This is a genomic window from Thalassospira sp. UBA848 (assembly GCF_002295455.1).
Taxonomy (GTDB): Bacteria; Pseudomonadota; Alphaproteobacteria; order Rhodospirillales; family Thalassospiraceae; genus Thalassospira.
Window position 1 is genome coordinate 1 of record NZ_DBGS01000098.1, and the last position, 22898, is coordinate 22898.

At 55.1% G+C, this 22898-nt stretch carries 22 protein-coding genes; 7 read left to right on the forward strand and 15 right to left on the reverse strand.

Annotated features, from left to right (window positions below; translation table 11 throughout):
- On the reverse strand, positions 1-386 hold a 386-nt coding region (locus B2R48_RS13800), incomplete at its 3' end, for an SMP-30/gluconolactonase/LRE family protein (RefSeq protein ID WP_297001431.1).
- A gap of 335 nt (positions 387-721) precedes the next feature.
- On the opposite strand from B2R48_RS13800, the gene B2R48_RS13805 reads away from it, so the two are divergent.
- The 4 genes from B2R48_RS13805 to fhuB are packed head-to-tail and all read left to right on the forward strand — an operon-like array spanning position 722 to position 5461.
- Entirely contained in the window at positions 722-1498 is a 777-nt protein-coding gene (locus B2R48_RS13805) for an ABC transporter ATP-binding protein (protein ID WP_297001434.1), read from the forward strand.
- Between the two features lie 40 nt (positions 1499-1538).
- Positions 1539-2504 carry an iron-siderophore ABC transporter substrate-binding protein gene (locus B2R48_RS13810; protein ID WP_297001437.1) on the forward strand — a complete coding sequence of 322 codons (966 nt, stop codon included), beginning with the start codon at positions 1539-1541 and terminating at the stop codon, positions 2502-2504.
- A 12-nt stretch (positions 2505-2516) separates the two neighbouring features.
- Positions 2517-3452, forward strand: a complete 936-nt coding sequence (locus tag B2R48_RS13815) for an iron-siderophore ABC transporter substrate-binding protein (protein ID WP_297001440.1) — start codon at positions 2517-2519, stop codon at positions 3450-3452.
- Positions 3449-5461 carry a Fe(3+)-hydroxamate ABC transporter permease FhuB gene (fhuB, locus tag B2R48_RS13820; RefSeq protein WP_297001442.1) on the forward strand — a complete coding sequence of 671 codons (2013 nt, stop codon included), beginning with the start codon at positions 3449-3451 and terminating at the stop codon, positions 5459-5461. The genes B2R48_RS13815 and fhuB overlap by 4 nt, the downstream gene beginning before the upstream one ends.
- A gap of 52 nt (positions 5462-5513) precedes the next feature.
- Here the strand turns inward: fhuB and B2R48_RS13825 are convergent, their stop codons facing one another.
- The 5 genes from B2R48_RS13825 to B2R48_RS13845 all read right to left on the reverse strand — a co-directional run bounded on the left by B2R48_RS13825 (position 5514) and on the right by B2R48_RS13845 (position 10727).
- Complete coding sequence (locus B2R48_RS13825) at positions 5514-5918, reverse strand: GFA family protein (protein ID WP_297001445.1); 405 nt, start codon at positions 5916-5918, stop codon at positions 5514-5516.
- A gap of 94 nt (positions 5919-6012) precedes the next feature.
- Positions 6013-6426 (reverse strand): hypothetical protein, encoded by a 414-nt coding sequence (locus tag B2R48_RS13830; RefSeq protein WP_297001448.1) that lies wholly within the window; start codon positions 6424-6426, stop codon positions 6013-6015.
- Positions 6427-6527: 101 nt separating this feature from the next.
- Complete coding sequence (locus B2R48_RS13835) at positions 6528-8972, reverse strand: TonB-dependent receptor domain-containing protein (RefSeq protein WP_297001451.1); 2445 nt, start codon at positions 8970-8972, stop codon at positions 6528-6530.
- An 87-nt stretch (positions 8973-9059) separates the two neighbouring features.
- Positions 9060-10127 carry a FecR family protein gene (locus tag B2R48_RS13840; protein WP_297001453.1) on the reverse strand — a complete coding sequence of 356 codons (1068 nt, stop codon included), beginning with the start codon at positions 10125-10127 and terminating at the stop codon, positions 9060-9062.
- Positions 10128-10202: 75 nt separating this feature from the next.
- A complete protein-coding gene (locus B2R48_RS13845) occupies positions 10203-10727 on the reverse strand; it encodes an RNA polymerase sigma factor (RefSeq protein ID WP_297001456.1) in 525 nt (174 codons plus the stop codon).
- 479 nt (positions 10728-11206) lie between these two features.
- Between B2R48_RS13845 and B2R48_RS13850 the strand changes: the two genes are divergently transcribed.
- Positions 11207-12556, forward strand: coding sequence for a flagellin (locus tag B2R48_RS13850; RefSeq protein WP_297001458.1), 1350 nt, complete (start codon positions 11207-11209; stop codon positions 12554-12556).
- A 114-nt stretch (positions 12557-12670) separates the two neighbouring features.
- Here the strand turns inward: B2R48_RS13850 and B2R48_RS13855 are convergent, their stop codons facing one another.
- From B2R48_RS13855 to kdgD, 5 genes are all read right to left on the reverse strand, one after another.
- Positions 12671-13465, reverse strand: coding sequence for an NAD-dependent epimerase/dehydratase family protein (locus B2R48_RS13855; protein ID WP_062955668.1), 795 nt, complete (start codon positions 13463-13465; stop codon positions 12671-12673).
- Between the two features lie 33 nt (positions 13466-13498).
- Complete coding sequence (locus tag B2R48_RS13860) at positions 13499-14788, reverse strand: TRAP transporter large permease (RefSeq protein WP_062955667.1); 1290 nt, start codon at positions 14786-14788, stop codon at positions 13499-13501.
- Complete coding sequence (locus tag B2R48_RS13865; protein ID WP_062955666.1) at positions 14789-15334, reverse strand: TRAP transporter small permease; 546 nt, start codon at positions 15332-15334, stop codon at positions 14789-14791.
- Between the two features lie 107 nt (positions 15335-15441).
- A complete protein-coding gene (locus tag B2R48_RS13870) occupies positions 15442-16434 on the reverse strand; it encodes a TRAP transporter substrate-binding protein (protein ID WP_297001463.1) in 993 nt (330 codons plus the stop codon).
- A 247-nt stretch (positions 16435-16681) separates the two neighbouring features.
- Positions 16682-17608, reverse strand: coding sequence for a 5-dehydro-4-deoxyglucarate dehydratase (gene kdgD / locus B2R48_RS13875; protein ID WP_297001466.1), 927 nt, complete (start codon positions 17606-17608; stop codon positions 16682-16684).
- 284 nt (positions 17609-17892) lie between these two features.
- Between kdgD and B2R48_RS13880 the strand changes: the two genes are divergently transcribed.
- Positions 17893-18657, forward strand: a complete 765-nt coding sequence (locus tag B2R48_RS13880; protein WP_297001468.1) for a 2-keto-4-pentenoate hydratase — start codon at positions 17893-17895, stop codon at positions 18655-18657.
- Positions 18658-18743: 86 nt separating this feature from the next.
- Here B2R48_RS13880 and B2R48_RS13885 read toward each other — a convergent pair whose 3' ends face one another.
- The 3 genes from B2R48_RS13885 to B2R48_RS13895 form a co-directional block, all read right to left on the reverse strand.
- Complete coding sequence (locus tag B2R48_RS13885; protein WP_297001471.1) at positions 18744-19640, reverse strand: SMP-30/gluconolactonase/LRE family protein; 897 nt, start codon at positions 19638-19640, stop codon at positions 18744-18746.
- A 184-nt stretch (positions 19641-19824) separates the two neighbouring features.
- Complete coding sequence (locus tag B2R48_RS13890; RefSeq protein ID WP_062955662.1) at positions 19825-20541, reverse strand: FadR/GntR family transcriptional regulator; 717 nt, start codon at positions 20539-20541, stop codon at positions 19825-19827.
- A 99-nt stretch (positions 20542-20640) separates the two neighbouring features.
- Positions 20641-21630: an aldose 1-epimerase gene (locus tag B2R48_RS13895; RefSeq protein ID WP_213474752.1), complete on the reverse strand. Its 990-nt coding sequence runs from the start codon at positions 21628-21630 to the stop codon at positions 20641-20643.
- Between the two features lie 221 nt (positions 21631-21851).
- On the opposite strand from B2R48_RS13895, the gene B2R48_RS13900 reads away from it, so the two are divergent.
- Positions 21852-22583 carry a FadR/GntR family transcriptional regulator gene (locus tag B2R48_RS13900; protein ID WP_062955660.1) on the forward strand — a complete coding sequence of 244 codons (732 nt, stop codon included), beginning with the start codon at positions 21852-21854 and terminating at the stop codon, positions 22581-22583.
- Between the two features lie 6 nt (positions 22584-22589).
- Here the strand turns inward: B2R48_RS13900 and B2R48_RS13905 are convergent.
- Positions 22590-22898, reverse strand: a 309-nt coding sequence (locus tag B2R48_RS13905) for an HAD family hydrolase (RefSeq protein ID WP_297001475.1), incomplete at its 5' end; no start/stop codon positions are given.

The following is a 22898-nucleotide window of genomic DNA, read 5'->3' on the forward strand; positions in this document are numbered from 1 at the left end:
GGCAGGTCTTCACCATTGGGGCCGATATTGTTTTGCATGGTGCCATGCCAGAACCGGCCTTTTGGATCGACCCGGCTTTCATTTGACCGGTTGCCGGCATTGTCACTATCAGGCGCAACAAACGGCGTGGTTTCACCACTTTCCGGGTCAAGGAAGGCCAGCCCGTCCGCAAGAGCAATCAAAAGCCCGTCCTTCTCGCGCGGGACAATGGCCGCAACAGGTTGATCAAATGCCCAACTGCGCGACCCGCCATCATCGGGGCGCAACGCATAAGCGGTTTTGCCAATAATATCGACCCAATACAGAACACCATCTTCGGCATCCCAATGCGGGCCTTCGCCAAGTTTACATCGCAGGTTTGGCAAAACGGTTTTGACGTTGGACATGATTTCTCCGTGTTGACGATGTGGATGCGTTTCAGCCTTGCAAATCTGCAATCATTCATATCGCGGCAAACTGCATGGTGCGACCACAATTATTGTTGGTGTGCGAAGCAAATTAACTGCAATACACCCTGATATTGCTAACCGGAAAGGTGCGATCTGAAAAGTCATTTAATATGATGATTATGCAAGTTTTTGCAAATTTCGCGCCTTGCAATCGCAACTTGGTTGCATTCGCGACAGGTAATTGATAAGCATTCTCAAAATATGCAGCGCGTCAGTTGTTCACCGCTTGGTGATGGCGCGGTTTTCGTTCCCGGCGCATGAGTTTACCTTCCATGTTCGACCTGAAAGACGTCGCTTTCAAAAGCGATGGCAAAAAGCCAAAGACGCTGCTTGACGGCATCTCGATCAGTTTCCCGACCGGGGCGTTCAGCGCGATTGTCGGCCATAACGGATCGGGCAAAAGCACGCTGATCAAACTGCTGGCGCGCAAAAACAAACCGGCATCCGGGACAATCCAGCTCGACGGGCATGACCTTGCTGTTCATGGCACGCGCGATTTTGCTCGCAAGGTGGCCTATTTGCCGCAAAATCCGGTTGTGCCACCGCATTTAAGCGTGCGCGAACTGGTTGCCTTTGGCCGCTATCCTTGGCGCGGCGCGTTTGGCCGTTACCGTGACGCCGACCACGCCAAAATCGATCAGGCGATGGAACTGACCCACGTTATGGCATTTTCCGACCGGCTGGTCGCAAGCCTTTCGGGTGGGGAGCGCCAGCGGGTCTGGCTTGCGATGCTGCTCGCCCAGGATGCACCGGTTTTGCTACTTGATGAGCCGACCTCGGCCCTTGATGTCGGCCATCAGCGCGACATTCTGCAACTTGTCGCCGACCTTAAGGATCAGAACAATCTGACCGTCATTGCCGTTTTGCATGACATCGACATGGTCGGACGCTTTGCCGATCACATTCTGGCACTGCGGGGCGGACAAACCTGCTGGCGGGGAAGCCCGCGCGACTTCATGCATGGCGAAACGTTGCGCGACATTTTTCAGACCGACATCGACGTCGTTCAACTGACCGACCCGGACCGCTTCATCAGCTATGTCGCCTAGGCACCAATTCTTCTCCACATCAACAGGGATCAGGGAAATCATGATGTTTACGCCTTGGATAGGTCGCACCTTAGCTGGCCTTGCAATCGCCACCGGAACCGCCATCGCGTCCCTTGCCCCCCTGCCCGTGATCGCGGAGGAAACCTTTACCCATGAAATGGGCGAAGTCACCCTTGAAACCACCCCGACCCGCTTTGCCGTTTCAAACTGGGCCCTGACCGAAAGCCTGATCGCGCTTGGCATTGATCCGGTCGCCATTCCGGAATCGGATGGATACCGCGCCTGGGTGGTGGAACCGGAACTGCCCGAGAGTTTCACCGATCTTGGCACCCGCCGCGAACCGAATTTCGAGGCGCTTCGCGATGCCAAGCCGGACGCCATCCTGATCAGCGCAGATGTCGCCATGGCGCAGGAAAAGCTGTCCGGCTATGCGCCGACCCTTGTTTATTCGATCTATAACACCGGCAGCGACGAACCCGCGATTGACCGGGCCGAGGCGCTTTTGCGCAATATCGCCAAACTGGCCGGTAAACCGGACACAGCCGAGGACGTCATTACATCGGTCAATGCGCGGATTGAAGCCGCCGCAAAACGCATTCGCAATCATGTCGGTAATGATGCGAAATTCGCCATTGTCCGCATCCTTGATGACACGCATTTCCGCATTCATGGCAAGACGTCGCTGTTTGGCTCTGTGCTTGGCCGCATGGGCTTTGCCAATGCGTGGGACGGAGAAGTGAATGGCTGGGCGTTTCGCAATGGCGATGTGTCCGATCTGGCCAAGATGGGGGATGTGCAGTTCGCCTATGTCGAACCGATTGCCCCGACGACACGCGAAACCCTGTTTAATTCTGCGATCTGGAAGGCCATGCCCTTTGCACGCAATGGCAATGTCCATGCCATCCCGGCAAGCTGGACCTTTGGCGGGGTGTTGTCGGCAGCACGTTTTGCCGAATTGCTGGCCGATGCGGTGACGGGCGTGGACAGCACCGCAAACGGCTCGTAAAGGTTACCCGGCATGATCATCCTGCGCGCGCTTGTTTGCCCGGTTTTGCTGTGTGCTGCGTTGATTGGCGCAACCATGTCGCCCGTCATGGCCGATCCGATAGAAATCGAACATGAACGCGGTATCTTGCAGCTTGATACACCAGCCAAGCGGATTGCGACGATCAACTGGTCCTTTACCGAAAGCGTGATTGCCCTTGGCCTTGATCCGGTCGCCATTGCCGATCCGCAAGATTATGTCGACTGGGTTGCCAAGCCCGATCTGCCCGAAAGCTTTGTTGATCTTGGCCCGCGCGCATCACCCAACCTCGAAGCGCTGCGTGCCGCCAAACCCGATCTGATCATTACCGTTCCCGATATCGGCATGGCGTATGAAAAACTTGCCGAAATCGCCCCGGTTCTGGAACTGAAGCTGTTTGACGGCAAGAACCCGGCCTTTGAAACCGCACGCGAGGTCTTTGGCAAAATCGCCAGGGCCACCGGGCGCGAAACACAGGCCCAAGCCCATCTGGAAAACGTTGATCAGAAACTGCGTGAGTATGGCAAGCGCGTGAAAACCGCCATTGGCCCGGATCAGAAGATCAACGTTGTTTTCTTCTTTGATGAAAGCAATGTCGGCATCTTTGCCGATACCTCCCTGCCCGGTTCGGTGATGACGGCAATGGACGTGCCGGTTGCCTATGACGGAGAAGTCAACAAGTGGGGCTTTGGTCGTGGTGGGCTCGAGATTCTGGCGCCCTATGCCAAGGAAACGCTGGTCTATACCACCCCTGTGCCCGAAGTGATCCTTGATAAGCTCTTGAATTCCCCGATCTGGAAGGTGATGGATTTCAGCCGCAACAACCGGGTTTATGAGCTCCCCGTCGTCTGGGCCTATGGCGGGGTGCCGTCTGCGCTTCGTTTTGCCCGGCTTTTGACCGAAACCATTGAAAGCGGCCCGCAACAATGAGCAATGCGGCAGCGCGCAATGCGAACCTTCGAGGCCCCCTTTCCCTTCCAGCCATCCTGACAGGCATTATGGGCATCCTGACCCTTGTCGTGCTGGTGATTGATTTCTGGCCCTATCTTGCCAACGGCCAAGTCCCACAGGCCCTGTTCAGCCCGGATGAAACCGATTTTGACCAAATCCTGTTTCATTTCAGCACCCTGCCCCGCCTTGCAATGGCGTTTTTGTGTGGGGCTGGGCTGGCGATTGCCGGTGCGGCCATCCAGACAGTTTTGCGCAATCCGTTGGCATCGCCAACAACCCTTGGCGTCGGGGCGGGTGTTGAATTTGCCCTGACCCTTTTTGTCCTGCTGGCCCCGGCATCGCTTGCCATGTTTCAGGAGGCCTTTGCCCTTGCCGGGGGCTTGATTGCGCTCGGTGCGGTCTATCTGATTGCCGCTAATCGCGGCAATGCGACGCTGTGGCTTATTCTCGCCGGGATGATCGTCAATCTGCTGTTGCAGTCCGGATCGCAGATCATATTGCTGTTTAACGAGCAATATCTGCAATCGATCTTCATGTGGGGGGCCGGTGATCTGGCCCAGAACGGCTGGGAGGATACACAGTTCGTCTGGCCCCGTGTGCTGATGGGCATGATTGCCATTCTGGCCCTGTCGCGCCCGCTTGATCTTCTCGCCCTTGGCGATGACACGGCAAGTTCGCTGGGGGCAAAGGTCACGGTTCTGCGCCTTCTGATCCTTGGCCTTGCCGTATTCATCACCGCATCCGTTATTTCAGCGGCCGGCATGATCGGCTTTGTCGGGCTTGCCATCCCGGCCGCCCTTCGCATTGCCGGTTTGTCACGGTCGCGCGATTTGATGATCTATTCGGTGTTTACCGGGGGCTTTGCCCTTTTGATCGTCGATTTTGTGGTGCGCCAGTTTAATGGACTTGGTGGTGATCCCTTGCCAACCGGGGCAGCCACCGCGCTTTTTGGCGCACCGTTTATCATCTTTATGTTGCGCAAGGCGCGCATCATGCCGGGTAACCAAAACTATGATCAGCATAGTGACCGACAGATTATGTCGAAAACCGCATTATCAATTGCGCTTGCCGTCAGCCTTGTGATCGGTGTTGTGTTTTCACTGTTCGTTTCGCTTGATGGCAACGGCTTTGTCATTCTGGGCTGGCAGGACAGCAGCCTTGATATCCTGATCGGGCGATCAGAACGTACCTTTGCCGCGATGATTTGCGGGGCCGCACTGGCGGTATCAGGCACGCTTATTCAGCGCGTCGGACGCAACCCATTGGCCAGTCCGGAAATCACCGGCGTCAGTTCGGCCACCGCCCTTGCCATGATCCTGGCGCTGGCGATTTTCGGTTTCGGACAGCGGGCGGAACTGATGGTGATCGGTGCTGCAGGGGGGATTGCATCGCTTTTGGTGTTGCTTGCCCTTTGTCGCAAATTCACCCATGCACCGCATTACATGTTGCTGAACGGTCTTGCCATGACCGCCATTCTGGGCGCGATGGTGCGTATTGTTCTGACGCGAAGCGGCACACAAACATCGATGCTGATGTCGTGGCTGGCCGGGACGACCTATTTCACCAATATGGACGAGGTGATGATTGTTGCTGGCGTCACCGGCGCGCTTCTGATCCTTGCAATTGCCTTGCGGCGTCCGCTTGAACTGGCATCCCTTGGCACGGATCAATCCGTATCCCTGGGCCTTGGTATTTCGGGCTTTCAGTTTGCCATGATGTTGCTGGCGGCCATTCTGGCGGCCAGTGCAACGCTTCTTGTCGGACCGCTCAGCTTCGTTGGCCTGATGGCCCCGCACCTTGCGCGCGTCGCGGGTTACCGCCTTGCAGGCGGGCATTTGCTGGGCGCGGTTCTGATCGGGGTCAATGTGATGATGGTTGCCGAATGGCTGGCGCGCAACATGATCTATCCGGCACAGCTCCCCACCGGTTTGATCGCCGCCCTGATCGGTACGGGATACTTCCTGATTCTTGCCGTCCGCAAAAGGTGATCACAGGCGTCATAATATCCCATGACGCCTGTTTCAGTTGGCCGTATCGGGATTAGGTACTAGGCGGGATATAGTCGCCATCGAACTTCAAAAGATCATCCGTGATGTCATACCAGTCAGGTTTCGACGCCGTATGGATATGCACGGAAGGGCGAATTTTCGGATCGTCATCAAGCGCGGACGCCGCCACGACATAAATGTCGCCCGATGCCAAATCACCAAGCGACGTGCCGCATTCCTTGCAAAAGCAGCGATCAAACTTTGCGTCCGGCCCGCGATAACGACCAATCACCTCTTCGCCGGTCAACATATGAAGATCATCCGCCTTGCCAATCACCACAGCAGAGAAAACACCCGCCACCTTGCGGCAGCGCGAACAGTGACAATAGCTCAGCGATGACGGCTCCCCGGAAATTTCGAACGTAACCTTGCCGCACAGGCAGCTTCCCTTGATCATTTTTAAATCCTGTTATGCAACCCTGCCCATAAGGAACATAACATGAACATTTATCACATTCCAAGCCTTATAAGACATCCGTTCGTCCGATCAATCAGCTGCCTGACGCCGGCCAATCACGGGCAAGGGCGAATGCCGCATCCAGCGTCGCAACCCGCTTTACCGGAAATGGCAGCATGCGGACAAAATTGCTGTCCTCTGCGTCTTCATGCCCACCCGCATGATCGTGATCATCATCACTGTGATGATGGCCTTCATCGACACGGATCAGCCCCTTGGCAAACACATTCAGCCGGTCACGGTTGCGTTTGAACCATGCGGCGGCCTGTTTGCGGATGTCGTGATCCTGATTGATAAAGCCCGCCACGCGAAAGATCAGAATGGCCGGTTCACTGCGTTCAGCCAATGCATCAAGGGCGGCGATATAGGCCTGCCCGTCCGCGTCACTTTGCTGATCAATCATTTCAAACAGAACGATATCGCTTTGCGGTGTTGATGATCGGAACATTGCCTTCTCCGTGCGCGATTGGCCCGGCGGGAGCTCCGCCGGGCCACTGGTCCCAAGAATGGTCGCATCAATGTGGCAGGCCGTAATGGGCCAGATCGCGACTAGAACTCGCGGCGATAGCCAATCGTGATCGTGCGGCCATGACCCGCAACCGGGTAATTGCGAAGTGCCGTCGCAGCCGGATTTTCGTAGCTGGTATCAAGAATATTCTCGATCCCGAAACGGGCCGTGCCGCCCAGCAGCGGATAGTTGCCCGACAGATTGAAGACCAGGCTCGGCTTGATTTTTTCATCTTCAATCCGATAGCGACCCGCCGTATAGGTCCCGTCAAAGCGCATATTCAGGTCACCCCAGACGTAACTGTCGACATAGCCGGTAAAGCGGAACGGGGATGGAATGCGGTTATTGGGCAGCCAGCTATCAAGATCACCGTCTTCATTAGTGTCATAACGGCCTTCGACATAGGATGCCAACGCCCCGATATAGGTATCGTCCGAAATATCATACTCGCCAGTCAGTTCCGCCCCGATGATGCGTTCCTTTTCCTGGCTGAGCTTGTTGGTCGAGCTGTCATAGTTATCGCCACGGTCATTGGTGCTCATGTAAACCGCCGCAGTAGAGCGGAAATCGGTTCCGTCGTAGCGTGCCGCCACCTCATAGGTTTTGACCTTGGAAGCCTCGACATCTATGTCGTCGAAGTTAAGCGGAATAGACGTGCCCGTAAGCCCTGCACGACGGGTATAGGCCCCGACATCCGGCACCGAAAATCCTTCGCTATAGCTAAATGACGTATCAATCCGGTCTGTCCAGTGAACGACCGCCGACGCATTGAAAGTCACCGCATCATAGGTCGTCTGACCACCCGTGAAATCCGCGGCAGCAAGGATCTGCTGCGCAACGCCAGCGTTGTAACGCATGTAACTCGGTCGCCTGAAATCCCTGACCGTCAGGTCATATTCCTCGTAACGCACGCCACCTGACAGATCGACATACTCGGTTACCGGTGCTGACAGCTGGGCAAAGATCGCCTTGCCGTCCTGTTCCATCGGCGCACCGATATCTCGGTCGCTCACCGTGCGATATTTGACGTCATCAAACGTCAAATCCCCACCCCACGTCAGGGTCAGACCTTCATAAGCGGCATCAAGGTTGGTGTCGGTCGAGAACTTCACACCGTATTTGACGGTATCAATGACCGACTGGCCCAGCGGATCTTCGATCGCGCCATTGCTGGCAAGCGAAACCAGCCCAGGGTTATAGGTGGCGTGATATTCAGCACGCGCAGCCTGCTTGTAGCTGTCATTGTAAAACAGCTTCAGGTCGCCGACGCCGATCTTGCCGAAATCAAACTCATACCCGACAGTGAAATACTGGCTTTCATCTTCAAGCGGTTGCGCCAGATAGGGACTGTCGTAATTGACCGAAACCGGATCGGTCGAAAGATCGGAATAATATTCGATATCCTGACGGAACCGCACAACTTCCGAGGACAGGAACAAGCGATGGCCATCGGCAACGGTCACCCCGGCCTTGCCAAAGACATTAAGGTCTTCGGCATTATCGAAACCGCCCTGCCCCAGCATCGCGTCTGACGGCACCTGATTGCCATACCCGTCGTAGGCATTGCCGGTTTTTGAACCGGTCACACTGGCGGCCAGATCAACTGCGCCGATGCCGCCACTGCCCGAAAGCGTCAGAGACGGTGAGAAGCTTTCGCCGATGTCGTCGGTATAACTTCTGACATGCCCATCCACGACAAACACGTTTTTGCCGACTTCACCGGTCTTGGTGATGATGTTGATCGTCGCGCCCGTCGCACCATCGCCGTTCATCGCGTTCGAGCCCGGAATGACTTCGATGCTTTCGACCTGCGCGATATCAATCATCGAAAGGATACGGCTGCTGTTGCGCAGCGGCGTGTTGCGCGCGACCCCGTCAACCAGCACCTGTACATCGCGGCCACGGAAGGTTTCCGTGCTGGCGATCAGGCTTTGGTCATCAAACATGAAGCCCGGCACATTGTTGCGAATGACATTGGTGATATCACTGTTTTTGGCCGACTGGGCTTCGATCTGATCAGACCCGATTACAACAACCGACGGCGACATGGTGGCAATCGACCGTCGTGAACGGGTGGCGGTCACAACCACCTCCGGCAGGATCAGGTTTTCCTGTGACGCGTTGCTGCTGGTGTTGACCGGGCGGATGACCACGCTGTCATCAGAGACGAACTCAAACCCGTAACCCGACCCTGACAGCAGGCTTTGCAAAGCATCACGCGCAGACATGTCTGCGGACAGATTGCCACTTTCCATCCCGGAAAGATCGCCCTGCACAACAAGCTGCAACCCAAACTGATCGGCAACCTGATCAAGGGCGGTGCGCAGATCACCTGCGGCGACCGAAACCGTCTGTGCGGTATCAGCCGAACTTTGTGCCAAAGCCTGCGGGACGGATGCGATCATCAGTGTCGCAACAAGTGCCGTCGTCCCCAAAAGACGGGACATTCCGATGTTAACGGTCTGCCCAAAATGCTCGATATTCACGTTTGAACCCCTTCGCATGAAAATAATAATGCAAATCACTATTACCTTCATGACGAACGCCCCCGCGAAATGAGGAGGTTAAATTTTCTATTTTTTTGAAATTATTCTGAACCCGCCCGGAACAGCGCGGTCCGTCAGGCCATAAGCCGCCAGAATGGCACCATAGGCCCCGTCCGGTTTGGTCAGATCGAAACTGCCCGAAACGGTAATATCGTCCATGCGCGGATCGCGCACAAAGCGCAGGTCATCCATAAGCGGTGAAAGACGGGCCAACAGTTCGTCAATTGGCATGTCATTGACCACCCAGCGCCCATCCCGCCAAGCTGCGACACGATCCAGTGTCACGGTGCCATAATGCATATCGCCATCCGCATCCTGCCAGGATGCCCGCCCCGCGGCCAGGCGTGCGAGCTTTGCCGTGCGGCTTTCAAGATCGACCGTGCCCTCGGACACCTCAACCCGGACATGCCCGCCCCACTTCGATGCACTGAATGCAGTGCCGACCGCCGTTGCGGTCAGTTTGTTCAGATGAATACGAAGCGGCCGTGTGCTGTCCTTGGCAACCTCGATGAACACGCCGCCTTCAAGGACGGTCAGATCACGATACTGATCGCCATACGCCAGGGCAACGCGTGTGCCCGGCTCCATCGAGATGCGTGATCCGTCAGACAGTTCATGGACTTCGCTGACAATACCGGGATTGCCTGCGGCGATCAGGTCGGCATCGGGCTGAAAGGCGGAATAGCCCCAAAGACCCAGCAGCAACAGAATGGTAAAAATCGCCAGCATCGGGCGGGCGCGACGTTTGGCGGATCGCATGCCCGGCAGACGGCCATTGCCCCCTTCTAGCGCGCCCAGCCGTTCAAGATCGCGGCGAACGGCTTCGCTATCAAATCCAAGATGGTCCGGCTTTGATGCCGGTGGTTTTCTGGCAGGATCATCCATGCCAGAAAGCTCTGACGCTGCGACTTCCATGCTCTGCCATGTCTGACGGGCGCGGATCAGGCGCGCAGGATTTTGCGGATCAGAAGCCTGCCAGCGTTCAAAGGCGATTTCTTCAGAAGCGGTAAGTTGCACATCATCAAGGCGTACAGCCCAGTAGTCAGCAATGTCGTCATTGCTTTGGCAGTCGTCGGGATAGCGGAATTCGGTCATGGCAGTGTCGTAACCCGGCTTCTGGCTGATGGTGCTGTTGTATATGTGACGAACGGACAGCGCAAAAGAGGATGTTTAGTTTTCATGGCGCGCCAACACCTGTTTGCAATGTCCTAGCGCCTGACGCAAATGCTTTTCGACCATATTGCGACTAATGCCAAGCTGGTCTGCAGCCTCTGCCGTGCTGAAATGATCGCGCTTGCACAGCAAAAACACCTCGCGACAGCGTGGCGGCAGGTCATCAATCGCGCGCCGCACAATATCAAGGCGCTGGCGATCTGCACTGATCTGTTCCGGGGTGACAGAATGGCTACCTGCGCCATCCATCTCGCTGATTTCGACCGGGTCGGTGAATTCAACCGGGTTGCGGTTGTTCCGGCGCAGGGCATCAATCGCCAGATTGGTCGCCATGCGCATCAGAAAGGCTGGCGGATTGGCGATTTCATCCGGGTCGATATTCCGGTGGCGCAATTGCACATAGAGATCCTGCAACACATCATGACTTTCGTCGCGCGCGGGCAGATATTTCTGCACCTGTCGCAACAACCGATCATGATATTGCTGATAAAGATTATCCCAGGAACGGTCACAGACCGCCATAGCCACACATCCAGAATTCGATAATGATAACTGTTATCATTTTCATTTATGCTTATAAGCAATCCTGACCATGCGTCAATTCAAAAAGCATGCGCCCTCTTCGACATTCCCCGACGGAACGGCCCCGGCTTGAAACCCGACATCGCGATACGAAAATCTTGCTCTGTTCGTCACACAACAACGAACGATTTGGGCCCCAACTCTGTGCTGGATCAGTTCTGATGACAGAGTGCAAAGATGCGAGTCCCGGCACAGAAAACCCACATGCGCTCTCAGAACGGCATCGCTTCGCACTCTATTAATCGAAAATAGCCGCCCAAAACCCATCCTAACGAATAGGCGGATACTGTTTATCTGTCGTGTAAATTAGGTTTTACTCGACAAGAGGGTATTTCACTTATAGTTGTTATTCTCGCTCTAGAATTAATTGCGAACTTTACACGTAGTAAACCATCGCCACTTTCCAGGTAGGAAAAACAATGGCACTCAACATTATCTCGAACTATGCGGCAAATGTTGCGCATCGCAATCTGACTGCGTCTGATGCAATGGCAACAAAGTCGCTTTCAAAGCTGTCAGCTGGTACGCGTGTTGTCTCGGCACGCGACGATGCGGCATCGATGGCAATTGGCGCGCGCCTTAACGCGACGACGCAGGCGCTTAAAACCGCCTCGGTCAATGTCGGGCAAGCCAACTCGATGTTGCAGATTGCCGATGGCGGCATGGCCACGATTGACGACGTTCTCGTCCGGATGAAAACACTGGCCGTACAGGCATCGTCAGGCAACCTGTCCGACGTCGAACGTGGTTTCCTCAATGACGAATTTGTCGAGTTGCGTGACGAGATCGACCGTATCGCGTCCTCGACCAACTTCAATGGCATTCAACTGCTTGGCGATGGGGGGGATGTTGCTATCAATCTCACACCTGCCGCCGCCAATGAAGCGCTCACGCCCGCTTTCGGCTTTGACCGGTTCGCAATCACGGACAACAATTACTGGGCACAGGACGCCGCTGAAGATGGTGTCGACGATAACGGGCTGGAGATACGGATCCAGGAAATTGGCGGCGATCAGGTCATTATGACGGTATTGGTGGCGATCGATGGCGCGATAGACCGGACCCAATCAATCGACGTCACTGACTTTGCCGCGACTGGCGGATCACGATCCATTGCCGCTGGCGAGAACACGATGCTCAATTTTGATGAACTGGGCCTGTCAATTACAGTAAACACCAACTTCTCGGACTCAGTTGACTACGTCAGAGCGGGCACCACAGGTTCCAATGATTTCGGTTTTAACTCGGCCAATACCGATTTCATGGGATCAGGCATTGATACATCCACAGGCCAGTTCTTCTTCATGGAAGAGGACAAGGGCCAGCAGCTTTCCGACACAATTGAATTCCAGGTCGGTGGCGGCAACACCGCCAATGATCGTCTTTCGATTGACTTGAGCGCTGTTGACTCTGCAGTGCTGGGATCATCTGGTCTCGGTCAGGAAACGCTGGAAGACCTTGGCGCCAACGCTATCAACACTGCGGCTGCTGCCCAGAACGCAGTCGAAGTCGTAACACGTGCGATTGATGACTTGCAACGTGCCCGTGCTGCAGTTGGCACATCCCAGAACCGTCTGGACTTTGCCGCGCAAAACATTGCATCGACGCAGGAAAATACGGAATCCGCACGCTCCACGCTGCTTGATCTGGATGTTGCAGCCGAAATGACGGCCTTCACATCCAAACAGATTTTGGTCCAGTCCGGCGTCGCAATGCTGGCCCAGGCCAACCAGATGCCGCAAAACCTGTTGCGGTTGCTGCAAGGCTAGCGGTCGACATCCGAAAAACATTTTGACGTGCCTGCCTGTTGCAAAAAGGGCCCGAACGAATTTCGTTCGGGCCCTTGGCTTTAGGCGGCTCTGAGGCCGAAAGACGATCTTGGATCAGTCTTCGAAATGGCCCTTGGCGGCAAATCCACCTCCCTGATAGATCACAGCGGGATCCTTGCGATCTTCGGGCGGGAAAGCGGCCTCGATCTCGGCGCGGTATTGCTCGGAACTGTCTTGCGGTTTCCAGCCAAGGAATTCGGCATGATCGTTGCTCCACCATTTCGATTTGTTGTCCGACACACCATACATCACCAGATGACCGGTCATCGGGGCGGCAAAGATCGCCTTCATCAGGGAAATGAAGTCACGCGGGCTCATCCAGGTAGACAGCATGCGGCGATCACGCGGCTTTTCAAAGCACGAGCCGATCCGCACAGAAACGGTTTCGACATCGAACTTGTCGTAATAATAGCTTGCCACAGCTTCGCCGTAACATTTGGTCACGCCATACAGGCTGTCGGGGCGCTGTTCGGATTTGTCATCAAGCTTGGTCGTGCGCTTGTGGAAGCCAATCGCGTGGTTGGAGCTGGCAAACATGATGCGCTTAACGCCGTTCTGACGGGCACCTTCATACAGGTTATAGGTGCCTGCCAGATTGGCCTGAAGCAAATCATCAAAGGCTGCCTCGATTGAAATGCCACCAAGATGAATGATGCCATCGACATCCTTGGTCAGCTCGATCACGGCTGCACGATCTGACAGGTCACATTGCACGACTTCCTCGTTCGGGCCTGCCGGGTCCATGGGGGAAATATCAGACAGGCGAATGACATCGGCATAGCCCTTAAGTCCCTCGCGGCAAATCTTGCCAAGGTTTCCACCAGCACCGGTAATCAGCAAACGTTTCATAAGTATCCTCTTTGATATCGGTTTTGCCCGCGATCAACTCGCCCCGAACACAAGGTTCGGCAGCGTCATTGAAATCGCCGGAATATAGGTTGTCAGCAAAAGCGCGGTCAGGATCGCCAGATAAAACGGCCAGATCGACTGCACGGCTTTTTCGATTTTCACCCCACCAATCGCGCACCCGACAAACAGGCACGAACCAACCGGTGGCGTACACAGGCCAAGGCCCAAATTCATCATCAGGACCATGCCGAACTGGATCGGATCCATACCGAACTGCATGGCAAGCGGCAGAAAGATCGGCGTACAGATCAGGATCAAGGCTGCCATATCCATGATCATGCCCGCAACCAGCAGCATCACGTTGATCATCAAAAGGACCATGATCGGATTGTCAGTGATACCGGTAATCGCCTCTGCCAGGGCATCAGGCACCTGATAGAATGCAAGCATATAGCCATAGGCCGACGCGCACCCGACCAGAAGCATCACAAGGGCGGTCGTCTTGGCCGATTGTTTGACGGCGGCAATAAAGCCCGCCCAACTGAGTTCCCGATAAACAAGCCCGGTAATGATCAGCGCATAGGCAACGCCAATGGCACCGGATTCCGTGACGGTGAATACGCCACTCAGCACGCCACCGACAATGATCACGGCCGTAAAGAAGCCCGGCAGCGCGCGAACAGCCGTACGCCCGACCACCGCCCAACCCGGGAACGGTTGCGCCGGATAACCATGACGGATTGCCACCAGCCAGGTCGCAAGCCCCAGCAACACACACATGATGATGCCCGGCACAACGCCCGCCATGAACAGCTTGGAAATCGAAATGCCCCCGCCTGCGGCAACCGCATACAGGATCATGTTGTGACTGGGCGGGATCATGATCCCGGCAATCGATGATGTTACCGTGACGTTGACGGCGTAATCCGCGCGGTAGCCTTCCTTTTTCATCACCGGGATAAGGATTGACCCAAGTGCCGAGGTATCAGCCACCGCCGATCCGGAAATGCCGCCAAACAGCATCGAGGAAAATACGTTCACAATGCCAAGGCCGCCGCGCCGGTTACCGACCAGGGCCGTGGCAAATTGCACAAGCCGACTGGCAATCCCGCCATGAAGCATCAGTTCACCGGCAAAGATAAAGAACGGAATGGCCAGCAATGAGAAAACGCTGATCCCGGACCCGATGCGCTGAAACGCAATCAGGGTCGGAAGCCCTTCAACGAAAAATGCCCCCAAGGCAGCAACGCCAAGTGCAATGGCAACGGGCATGCCAATCAGAATACCGATGGCAAACACGCCCAGAAGAATGGTCATGCCCATTTATTCAACGTCCTTATTCAGCAAATCATCGTGATAGACACTGGCGCGCGCAATTTTTTGCCAGCCAGCTATGATCTTGAAAATGTGGACCACGCTGTAAAACATGATCCCGGCCCCGCATACCGCCATGGGCACGGATCGCAAGCCATCTGAAATATGAATGATCGGCATTTTCTTGGCCCAGTTGAAGGCCACCAGATCCATGCCACCGATCAACATCCAATAGCCAAACCATGCCATGGCGGCGTAACTGATCGCGGCGACAATGGCGGCAATCTTGGGCGGCAATGCATCACGGAAAAACGAAACCGAAAGATGACTGTTGTCGCGCATACCGGCCGCAGCCACAGGGAAGGTGATCAGCACGATCAAGATCAAGGATACCTGTTCAACCCAGGTCGGTGTTTCATTAAGCACATAACGCCCAAACACCAGCCAGGCAAAACTGGGAATAAGGGCCACAAGCGCCAAACCGCCAATCAGGTTGAGCACCCCGGCGATTCCCCCGCCAAGACGGTCGAGTAAATTGGTGAAACTGGAAAACATCTATGCGCCGCCAGAAATATGATTAATCAGCAACAAAACCAAAAATAGAGTAATCTCGCACAGAAAGAAGGGCGACGATAAAATCGCCGCCCTTTCAATATGCTGTCTTATTTCTGCGCATCCTGGATGGCTTTGACCAGATCGGCCAGATCCGGGTTGGCTTCAAGGAAGTTGTCGTAAACCGGCTGCATGGCGTCCTGGAAAGCCTGCTTGTCAGCGATTTCGTTCACTTCGATGCCAGCAGCAATGACTTTTTCCTTGGACTGCTCTGCACGGGCGGCCCAGGCAGCACGCTGCACTTCAACCGACGCGTCAGCGGCATCATGGACGATCTTTTTCTCTTCGTCCGAAAGGCTGTCATAAAGCGCTTTGTTCATGCACAGGCATTCCGGCAGGATCAGGTGCTGGGTTACCGAGTAGTATTTGGCAGCTTCGAAGTGGCCGGAGCTGTCATAGGACGGATAGTTGTTTTCTGCACCGTCGATCACACCGGTTTTCAGCGACTGATAGACCGAGCTATAGGCCATCGGGGTCGCGTTGCCGCCCAGCGCATCAACCATCTGAACATAAAGATCGTTGCTCATGACGCGGAATTTCAAACCGTCAAGGTCAGCCGGCGTGTTGATCGGACGCTTGGAGTTATAGAACGAACGCGCACCGGAATCGTACCAGCCAAGCGGCTGCAGGCCAGCTTCGATCAGGCCATCAGCGATCTGCTGACCAGCCGGACCATCCATGACGTCATGCATGGCATCGACGCTTTTGAAGATGAAGGGCAGCGAAACAACGTTGGCTTCAGGTGCAACTTCACCCAGCGGGCCGAGGTTGAAAACAGCCCAGTCGAGACCGCCAAGGCGGACCTGCTGAATCGCATCGGGCTGATCGCCCAGAACGCCACCGTGATAAACCTTGGCTTCAAGGTCGCCACCGGATTTTTCATTAATGATCTTGGCAAATTCTTCCATGCCGGTCGAAACCGGGTATTCCGGCGGATGAATATTCCAGCCGCGCCATTCCTTGGCCTGCGCACCGGATGCCAGCGCAACCGAAACGGCTGCGGCCGCAATCGTCAGTGTGGTGGTTTTGATAAGCTTGTTCATTTTGGGTCCTCCCAGACAATCTGATGTCTACTGCGTTAAAGCCTTGTTGCCCTTTTGGGGTCTTGTTCTTGTCATATAATCCTACAATCGCGAACTTGTAAACACAACTGTAAGAAAAATTAACAACTAGTCTAATAGCGCCTTTAAATTCCTGTGTCCCAATTGTCAGCGTGGCACGCAATTCACGCCCCGACAGAACCACCTGCCGGGACGTAAGCAGGTCTATACTGGCGTTACCAGCAATGGCTTACTGGGCACGCAATGCACCGTCGCCATAAGCCTTGCGGATCACATCCGCCAGCATGTCATGTTCAGCATCGGTCAAATCGGTCAGCGGACTGCGCACCGGGCCCGTATCGCGCCCGATTACCCGCATGCCAGCCTTGACGATGGACACTGCGTATCCCTTGCCGCGATTGCGGATATCAAGATACGGATAGAAGAATTCCTTGAGCACGCGCGCCATGGTTTCATCGTCATCGCGGGTCAGTGCATCGTAAAAATCAAGGGCCTGCTGCGGCAGGAAGTTGAAGATCGCAGACGAATAGGTTGTCACACCGGCGGCCTTGTAGGCCTTGGCAAACACTTCTGCGGTCGGCATACCGCCGATATAGGACAGGCGGTCCCCGATCAGGGTGCAGACCTTGGTCACCATTTCGATATTGCCGTGACCGTCCTTGAAACCGACAAGGTTCGGGCAAACCTCACACAGCTTGGCGAGTGTTTCAGCCGTGATGATGGAATTGTCGCGGTTATAGACGATCACGCCGATATCAACCGCATCACACACCGCCTTGACGCGGGCAAACAGGCCTTCCTGCTCGGCACCAATCAGATATTGCGGCAACAGCAAAAGGCCATCAGCACCTGCGTCCTCGCAAGCCTTGGCAAGATCAACTGCCATTGCCGTGCCATAGCCACAGCCGGCAATGATCGGTGTATCGCCAGCAACCTCCTTGGCCGCGCGAACCGTTTCAACGACCTCTGCCGGGGTCAGGGAAAAGAATTCCCCCGTGCCACCTGCAGCAAACAGCGCGGTCGCCGGATATTGCGACAACCAGCTGACATGCGCGCGGTAGGTCGCAAGATCAAGCGCGCCATTGGCATCAAAAGGCGTCACCGGAAAAGAAAGCAACCCGGCGCCAATCGCCTTTTTCATCTCTAGATAATGCATCAAGCGTCCCTAATGTCTGAATGCGTCAAAATAACTACGACGATTCTATAAATTCATCATATCACTTTGTCAAACATAATACCGATATCTTTCTGCGACCGCAGAAATCCCGGATAAACAAGGGTTTCAGCCAACCCTCAGACAACTGCAACTTTGGTATAAAGCTGCAATTTCGGGGTGAATTCTTCGAATCGGGGTGATTGGTATGATGACTTTATACCCAAAGCCCGCTAGGGTCAGGGTTCATGAGTTTGATTTAAATGACATAACCAAGAAGAACGGGAATGACTGATATCACCGCCGCAAGCCGCATCCTTGCCGATGCCTTTACCAATCACACGCTGATTGATCCGCTGCCTGAGGGCATCGCACCGAAAACCTTTGAAGAGGCCTATGCCGTTCAGGACGCCACCCTCGCACAGGTCGGGATTGCGCAAGCCGGGTGGAAGCTTGCGGTTGCGACCCGTGCTGCACAGGAAAAGATTGGCGCAGATGGACCGCTGGTTGGTCCGTTGCTCGATGGTCGTATTCTTGGCGATGGCGCAACATTGACGACCAAGGACATCCATTTCCCGAATATCGAGGCCGAAATTGCGGTTGTCATGGACAGCACCCCTGCCCCGGACGCCACATCAAGCGACATCCTTGATCATATCAAAAGCATGCATCTGGCCATCGAAATCGCTGATCGCCGCTATCATGAAAAGCAGTCCCCGGTTCAAACGCTGGCTGATCTGAATTCGACCAGCCACTTCATTCTTGGTCAGGAAATTGAAGGCTGGCGCGACCTTGGCTTTATTGGCGGCAAAGTCACCACCAAAAGCAACGGCGAAATACTTGCCAGCAATGACGATCCCGATGCCTGGCCGGAAATCTTTGGCGGGCTGGAATATCTGGTGGGCTTCCTTGCCAAACGCGGCCAGAGCCTTAAGGCGGGGGATGTGATCACCACTGGCGCCTGTGCGCTGCCGACCATCACCCCATTTGGCAAGATCGAAGCGATCTTTGAAGGACTTGGCACCGTAAGCGCCGACATCAAACAGGTCTGATTGCAGCGCAAAGACGACCAAAACCGCCAACAAAAAAGCCATGCGACATCACATCGCATGGCTTTTGTTTTCTATGGCAGCGCGGATTAACCGTTTTCGCGGAACTTGTGGACCGGCACACCGGGCACTTCGACGCGCAGCTTGACCAACTTCCCGGCATGGGGGAACTCGGCGCGTTTTTCCGGGCTGTAATTTTCCTGATGGCTGGTGACATACAGCGTTTTCATATCCGGCCCGCCAAAGCACGGCATGGTCGGATTGGGCATGGGCATCGGAATGGATTTCAAAAGCGTGCCATCCGGGGCAAATCGATTAAGGTTGCCTGCTGATACACCTGCCGACCAGTAACACCCTTCAAGATCCACCGCGCCACCATCCGGGCGGCCCAAGGTATCATCAAGATCCAGGTACCGCGTGCAGTTGGAAATATTGCCCGTGGCAACATCAAAGTCCCAGCGGTTGACCCACGGCCCGCGTGAGTCCGAATGATACATTTTTGATCCATCCGCGGACCAGGCAATGCCGTTGGAAATCTTGAACCCTGTTGCCTTTTCCTCAACCTTGCCATCGGCCGTAATGCGATAAAGCGACGCAATCGGCATCTTTTCGGGATTGTCATCCATGGTGCCCACCCAGAACGCCCCGTCCGGGCCGATCTTGCCATCATTGGTGCGGCTGTTGATCCCGTCCTCGATACGGCACAGCGGGGTTCGCTCATCCGTGGCAGGATCAAGCAAGATGATATCCTTGCGCAAAGCGACAATGATGCGCCCCTGATCGGTCAGGCCAAAGCAACCAAGCTCGCTGTCAAAGGCCCAGCTCTTGCGCGCACCTGTTTCAATGTCTTGTGCGTGCAGCTTGCAGTTCAGAATATCTGTCCAGTAAAGCCGGTTATTGGCCGCATCCCAGTTCGGGCATTCTGCCAATGTGAACGTCTCGTCAGAGAGAAGCTCCGGCTGATAGGTCACGCCGCTCGTCATCATACACACTCCCGTATTCATATGATCATTTTTGTTGTGATTGATGTGCCGCTCCTGCCCCCTGTTTGTCAACAGGGTTTGTGATCGCCTGCCCCCCTCAAGCGGGGCATGTCGAGAAGACAGACCACACAGGATCAAAACGACACCATCTTGCGTCGGGCAGTTGTCGCGCACTTTGCGGGTCAGGTTATTTGTCGCGCGCGTGATCAGTGACACGCTGGCGGGCCTGATGCAGGTGATAGCGCATCATGAGTTCGGCACTGTTGCCGTCATGGCCAATGATCGCATCATAGATCTGTCGATGTTCGCTCAGCACCTTTTGGGCGCGTTCCGCAGATCCACCGCGTGTGATGTTCAGCGCCACACGCATGGATTTGGACATCACCTCATGCAAGGAATTCAGGATGGTAACAAAGATTTCGTTCCCGCTGGCGCGCGCAATCGCCATATGAAAGGCCAGATCGGCCTTGTCGGCGATGTCACCGGCCGCAACCCCGTCTTCAAACATCTTGAGCGCGTTTTCGATTTCACGATGATGGCGGGGGCTGGCCCGTTCGGCGGCCATGCGTGCCGTTGTACCTTCAATTGCGGAACGTGCTTCAAAGCAGCGCAGAAGCCCCGCGACATCGCTGATGCCACCAAACTCGATCAGGCCTTGTGGCGGGCGTTTTTTAACAAACGACCCAACCCCTTGGCGGGCATAGACCAGCCCATCGGATTGCAGCTTGCGCAAAGCTTCGCGCACAACCGGGCGCGACACGCCAAAGGACGCGCAGATTTCATTTTCCGAGGGTAGCTTGGCGCCTTCGGCAAGGTTGCCCGAGATGATCTGTTCAAGGATCTGACCATAAAGCTGGTCAGCAAGCTTTTCGCGCTTCTGAACCCTTAAAAGCAATTCCGACATCCGTCCCCCGGACTTGTTATCTTGTAAAACTTACTTGTAAGTTTTATCGACAAAATCCGGGTCGGTAAAGCCCCTGCCCCTTTATGCTATCAACCCGGCTCAATCGACGAGTGAATAGTCACGATTACCCGGTATGCCGACAACCTCGTCATCATCAACCAACCCGCTGTCGGGCAGCTCAAGCAGACTTGGCACAAGTGTCATGGTTCCGCTTAGTGTCTGATTTTTATCAAGAACAACCAGATCCCCGTGTTCCTTGAATTCCGGGCGGTTATGCACGTTTGGCACATGAGATACCGGCTCGACACAGAAAGTCTTGCCGTCTTCGGGGATATAGAACTGAACGTTGGAAAGGCTGTCACTGGCGATCATTTTCACGCTGTATCCGGCATCCTGCCAGACCATATCGGCCTCAAGATGCCAACCGGCATAATGGGCATCAAGCGCAAGGTTATGGCGGATCATGCGGCCATCGGAGAAATCCCGCCCCAGATCAATGACCGTGCGTGCGGTTGGCAACATGTCTTCGTCTGTCGCAAAGCTATCGGATGCAATGAAGGCAACTGATACATCATCCCCGCCCGGGAACCACGGGTGCAATCCAATGCCATAGGGCATCGGCGTTCTGCCAAGATGACGCACGCCGATTTCAACGGTCACATCGACGTCAGTGACCTTGAATTCCTGCCAGGCGACATAAACAAAGCCGCTTTGCGGATCGTCATGTTTGTGGTTGAAGCGCAGCGTATCGACCGTGGGGCGTTCAATGTTCCATTGCGATGACCGGCCAAAGCCGTGAATGGCATGCGGGCTGGGTGGGCGATTTGCCGGGACCTTGACGATGCGGCCATCAAATTCGAACTCGGCAAAGGCCAGTCGATTGGCAAACGGCACCATCGGGAAACAGCCCAGATTTGACGGATTGCCGGATGCAATCGCCTCGGGCGTTACGGGCCGCAATAAATTAATGATCCCTTTGCCATCCGGGCGGATCCAGTCAATCCGCGATATTGCGCCGCCGTCGGGCACAATCCCGATCTGAAAGGGGCCGCTGTTCCAGCGGTATTCAGGGTCGCCTTTTTTGGCCATTCCTGCACGCCTCAAATCCAACCAAAATCATATGATGACTTTCGGGGCTACCTTCACTAATTTGGTTTCATTACTCAATCAAATCAATGGAAAATGCCCGGCATCACCATGCCTGTTTACAAAACAAGCCCCGATGGTGCCAATGGCGTCAAATATTGATCAACGCCAGACCGTCACTTTTATATCCAGTTGTTTTACACCGGATTTATCGGATACGCAAAATGAACAAGCCCCAAGTGTCAGGAACACCACGCAAAGTTTCTTTGACCGAAAAAGTCATCGCCAGCCTGCGTCACGAGATTGAAAGCGGTCAACGTGAACCCGGCACCAAGCTGCCGACGGAACCGGTTCTGACCGAACAGTTCGGGGTCAGCCGCACGGTCGTCCGCGAAGCGATTGCGGCCCTTAAGGCCGACGGGTTGCTCGAACCGCGCCAGGGGGCGGGTGTTTTTGTGCTATCCCCGCAGGCCCGCACCAACGAGACATCCATCTTTGCGGTTGATTATGCGCAGGTATCAGACGTTCTTGAAATTCTTGAATTGCGCATGGCGGTCGAAATTGAGGCAGCCGGTCTTGCCTGCACGCGAAGTTCCGTCGCCCAACAGACCAAGATTTACGAAGCCATGGCCAAGATGGAAACCGCGCTTGAAAAAGGCGAACCGACCGAGCAGGCCGATTTCGAATTCCATAGTGCGATTGCCGCTGCCACCAATAACCGCCGCTTTACCGAATTCCTTGAACATCTGGGCGATAAAACCATCCCGCGCGCGCAATTGCGCCGCCGCCCGCCAGAAGCCAAGGACCAAAAAGCCTATATGCAGATGATCACCGGTGAACATCGCCGGATTTATGATGCGATTGCCGCGCGCGACGAAGATACCGCCCGCAAGGCGATGCGCGACCACCTCAGCCAAAGCCAGACCCGATATCAGAAACTTCTGACCCAGCGATAAGCGGCGTTAGACCGCAATCGCCTGTGCCAACATCGACATGTCGGAAATAACAATATCGGCACCGGCTTCATAAAGTCGTTGGCTGGCCCCTTCGCGGTCATCGGCATAATGCCCGCCGCCGACGAAACCGATGCATTTCATGCCCGCCGCCCGCGCCGCCGTCACCCCGGCAACAGAATCCTCGATCACGATGGCATCACCCGGGGCATAGCCCATGGTGTGCGCCGCATGCAGGAAAAGATCCGGGGCCGGTTTCCCGTTTTCAACGAAATCGGCACTATAGACCCGCCCGTCAAACCACGGGCCAAGGCCCGT

Bases quoted from the DNA above. Each gene is read 5' to 3' on its own strand.
- B2R48_RS13805 (WP_297001434.1), top strand. From the start codon at position 722: ATGTTCGACCTGAAAGACGTCGCTTTCAAAAGCGATGGCAAAAAGCCA.
- B2R48_RS13810 (WP_297001437.1), top strand. From the start codon at position 1,539: ATGATGTTTACGCCTTGGATAGGTCGCACCTTAGCTGGCCTTGCAATC.
- B2R48_RS13815 (WP_297001440.1), top strand. From the start codon at position 2,517: ATGATCATCCTGCGCGCGCTTGTTTGCCCGGTTTTGCTGTGTGCTGCG.
- fhuB (WP_297001442.1), top strand. From the start codon at position 3,449: ATGAGCAATGCGGCAGCGCGCAATGCGAACCTTCGAGGCCCCCTTTCC.
- B2R48_RS13825 (WP_297001445.1), bottom strand. From the start codon at position 5,918: ATGATCAAGGGAAGCTGCCTGTGCGGCAAGGTTACGTTCGAAATTTCC.
- B2R48_RS13830 (WP_297001448.1), bottom strand. From the start codon at position 6,426: ATGTTCCGATCATCAACACCGCAAAGCGATATCGTTCTGTTTGAAATG.
- B2R48_RS13840 (WP_297001453.1), bottom strand. From the start codon at position 10,127: ATGACCGAATTCCGCTATCCCGACGACTGCCAAAGCAATGACGACATT.
- B2R48_RS13845 (WP_297001456.1), bottom strand. From the start codon at position 10,727: ATGGCGGTCTGTGACCGTTCCTGGGATAATCTTTATCAGCAATATCAT.
- B2R48_RS13850 (WP_297001458.1), top strand. From the start codon at position 11,207: ATGGCACTCAACATTATCTCGAACTATGCGGCAAATGTTGCGCATCGC.
- B2R48_RS13855 (WP_062955668.1), bottom strand. From the start codon at position 13,465: ATGAAACGTTTGCTGATTACCGGTGCTGGTGGAAACCTTGGCAAGATT.
- B2R48_RS13860 (WP_062955667.1), bottom strand. From the start codon at position 14,788: ATGGGCATGACCATTCTTCTGGGCGTGTTTGCCATCGGTATTCTGATT.
- B2R48_RS13865 (WP_062955666.1), bottom strand. From the start codon at position 15,334: ATGTTTTCCAGTTTCACCAATTTACTCGACCGTCTTGGCGGGGGAATC.
- B2R48_RS13870 (WP_297001463.1), bottom strand. From the start codon at position 16,434: ATGAACAAGCTTATCAAAACCACCACACTGACGATTGCGGCCGCAGCC.
- kdgD (WP_297001466.1), bottom strand. From the start codon at position 17,608: ATGCATTATCTAGAGATGAAAAAGGCGATTGGCGCCGGGTTGCTTTCT.
- B2R48_RS13880 (WP_297001468.1), top strand. From the start codon at position 17,893: ATGACTGATATCACCGCCGCAAGCCGCATCCTTGCCGATGCCTTTACC.
- B2R48_RS13885 (WP_297001471.1), bottom strand. From the start codon at position 19,640: ATGATGACGAGCGGCGTGACCTATCAGCCGGAGCTTCTCTCTGACGAG.
- B2R48_RS13890 (WP_062955662.1), bottom strand. From the start codon at position 20,541: ATGTCGGAATTGCTTTTAAGGGTTCAGAAGCGCGAAAAGCTTGCTGAC.
- B2R48_RS13895 (WP_213474752.1), bottom strand. From the start codon at position 21,630: ATGGCCAAAAAAGGCGACCCTGAATACCGCTGGAACAGCGGCCCCTTT.
- B2R48_RS13900 (WP_062955660.1), top strand. From the start codon at position 21,852: ATGAACAAGCCCCAAGTGTCAGGAACACCACGCAAAGTTTCTTTGACC.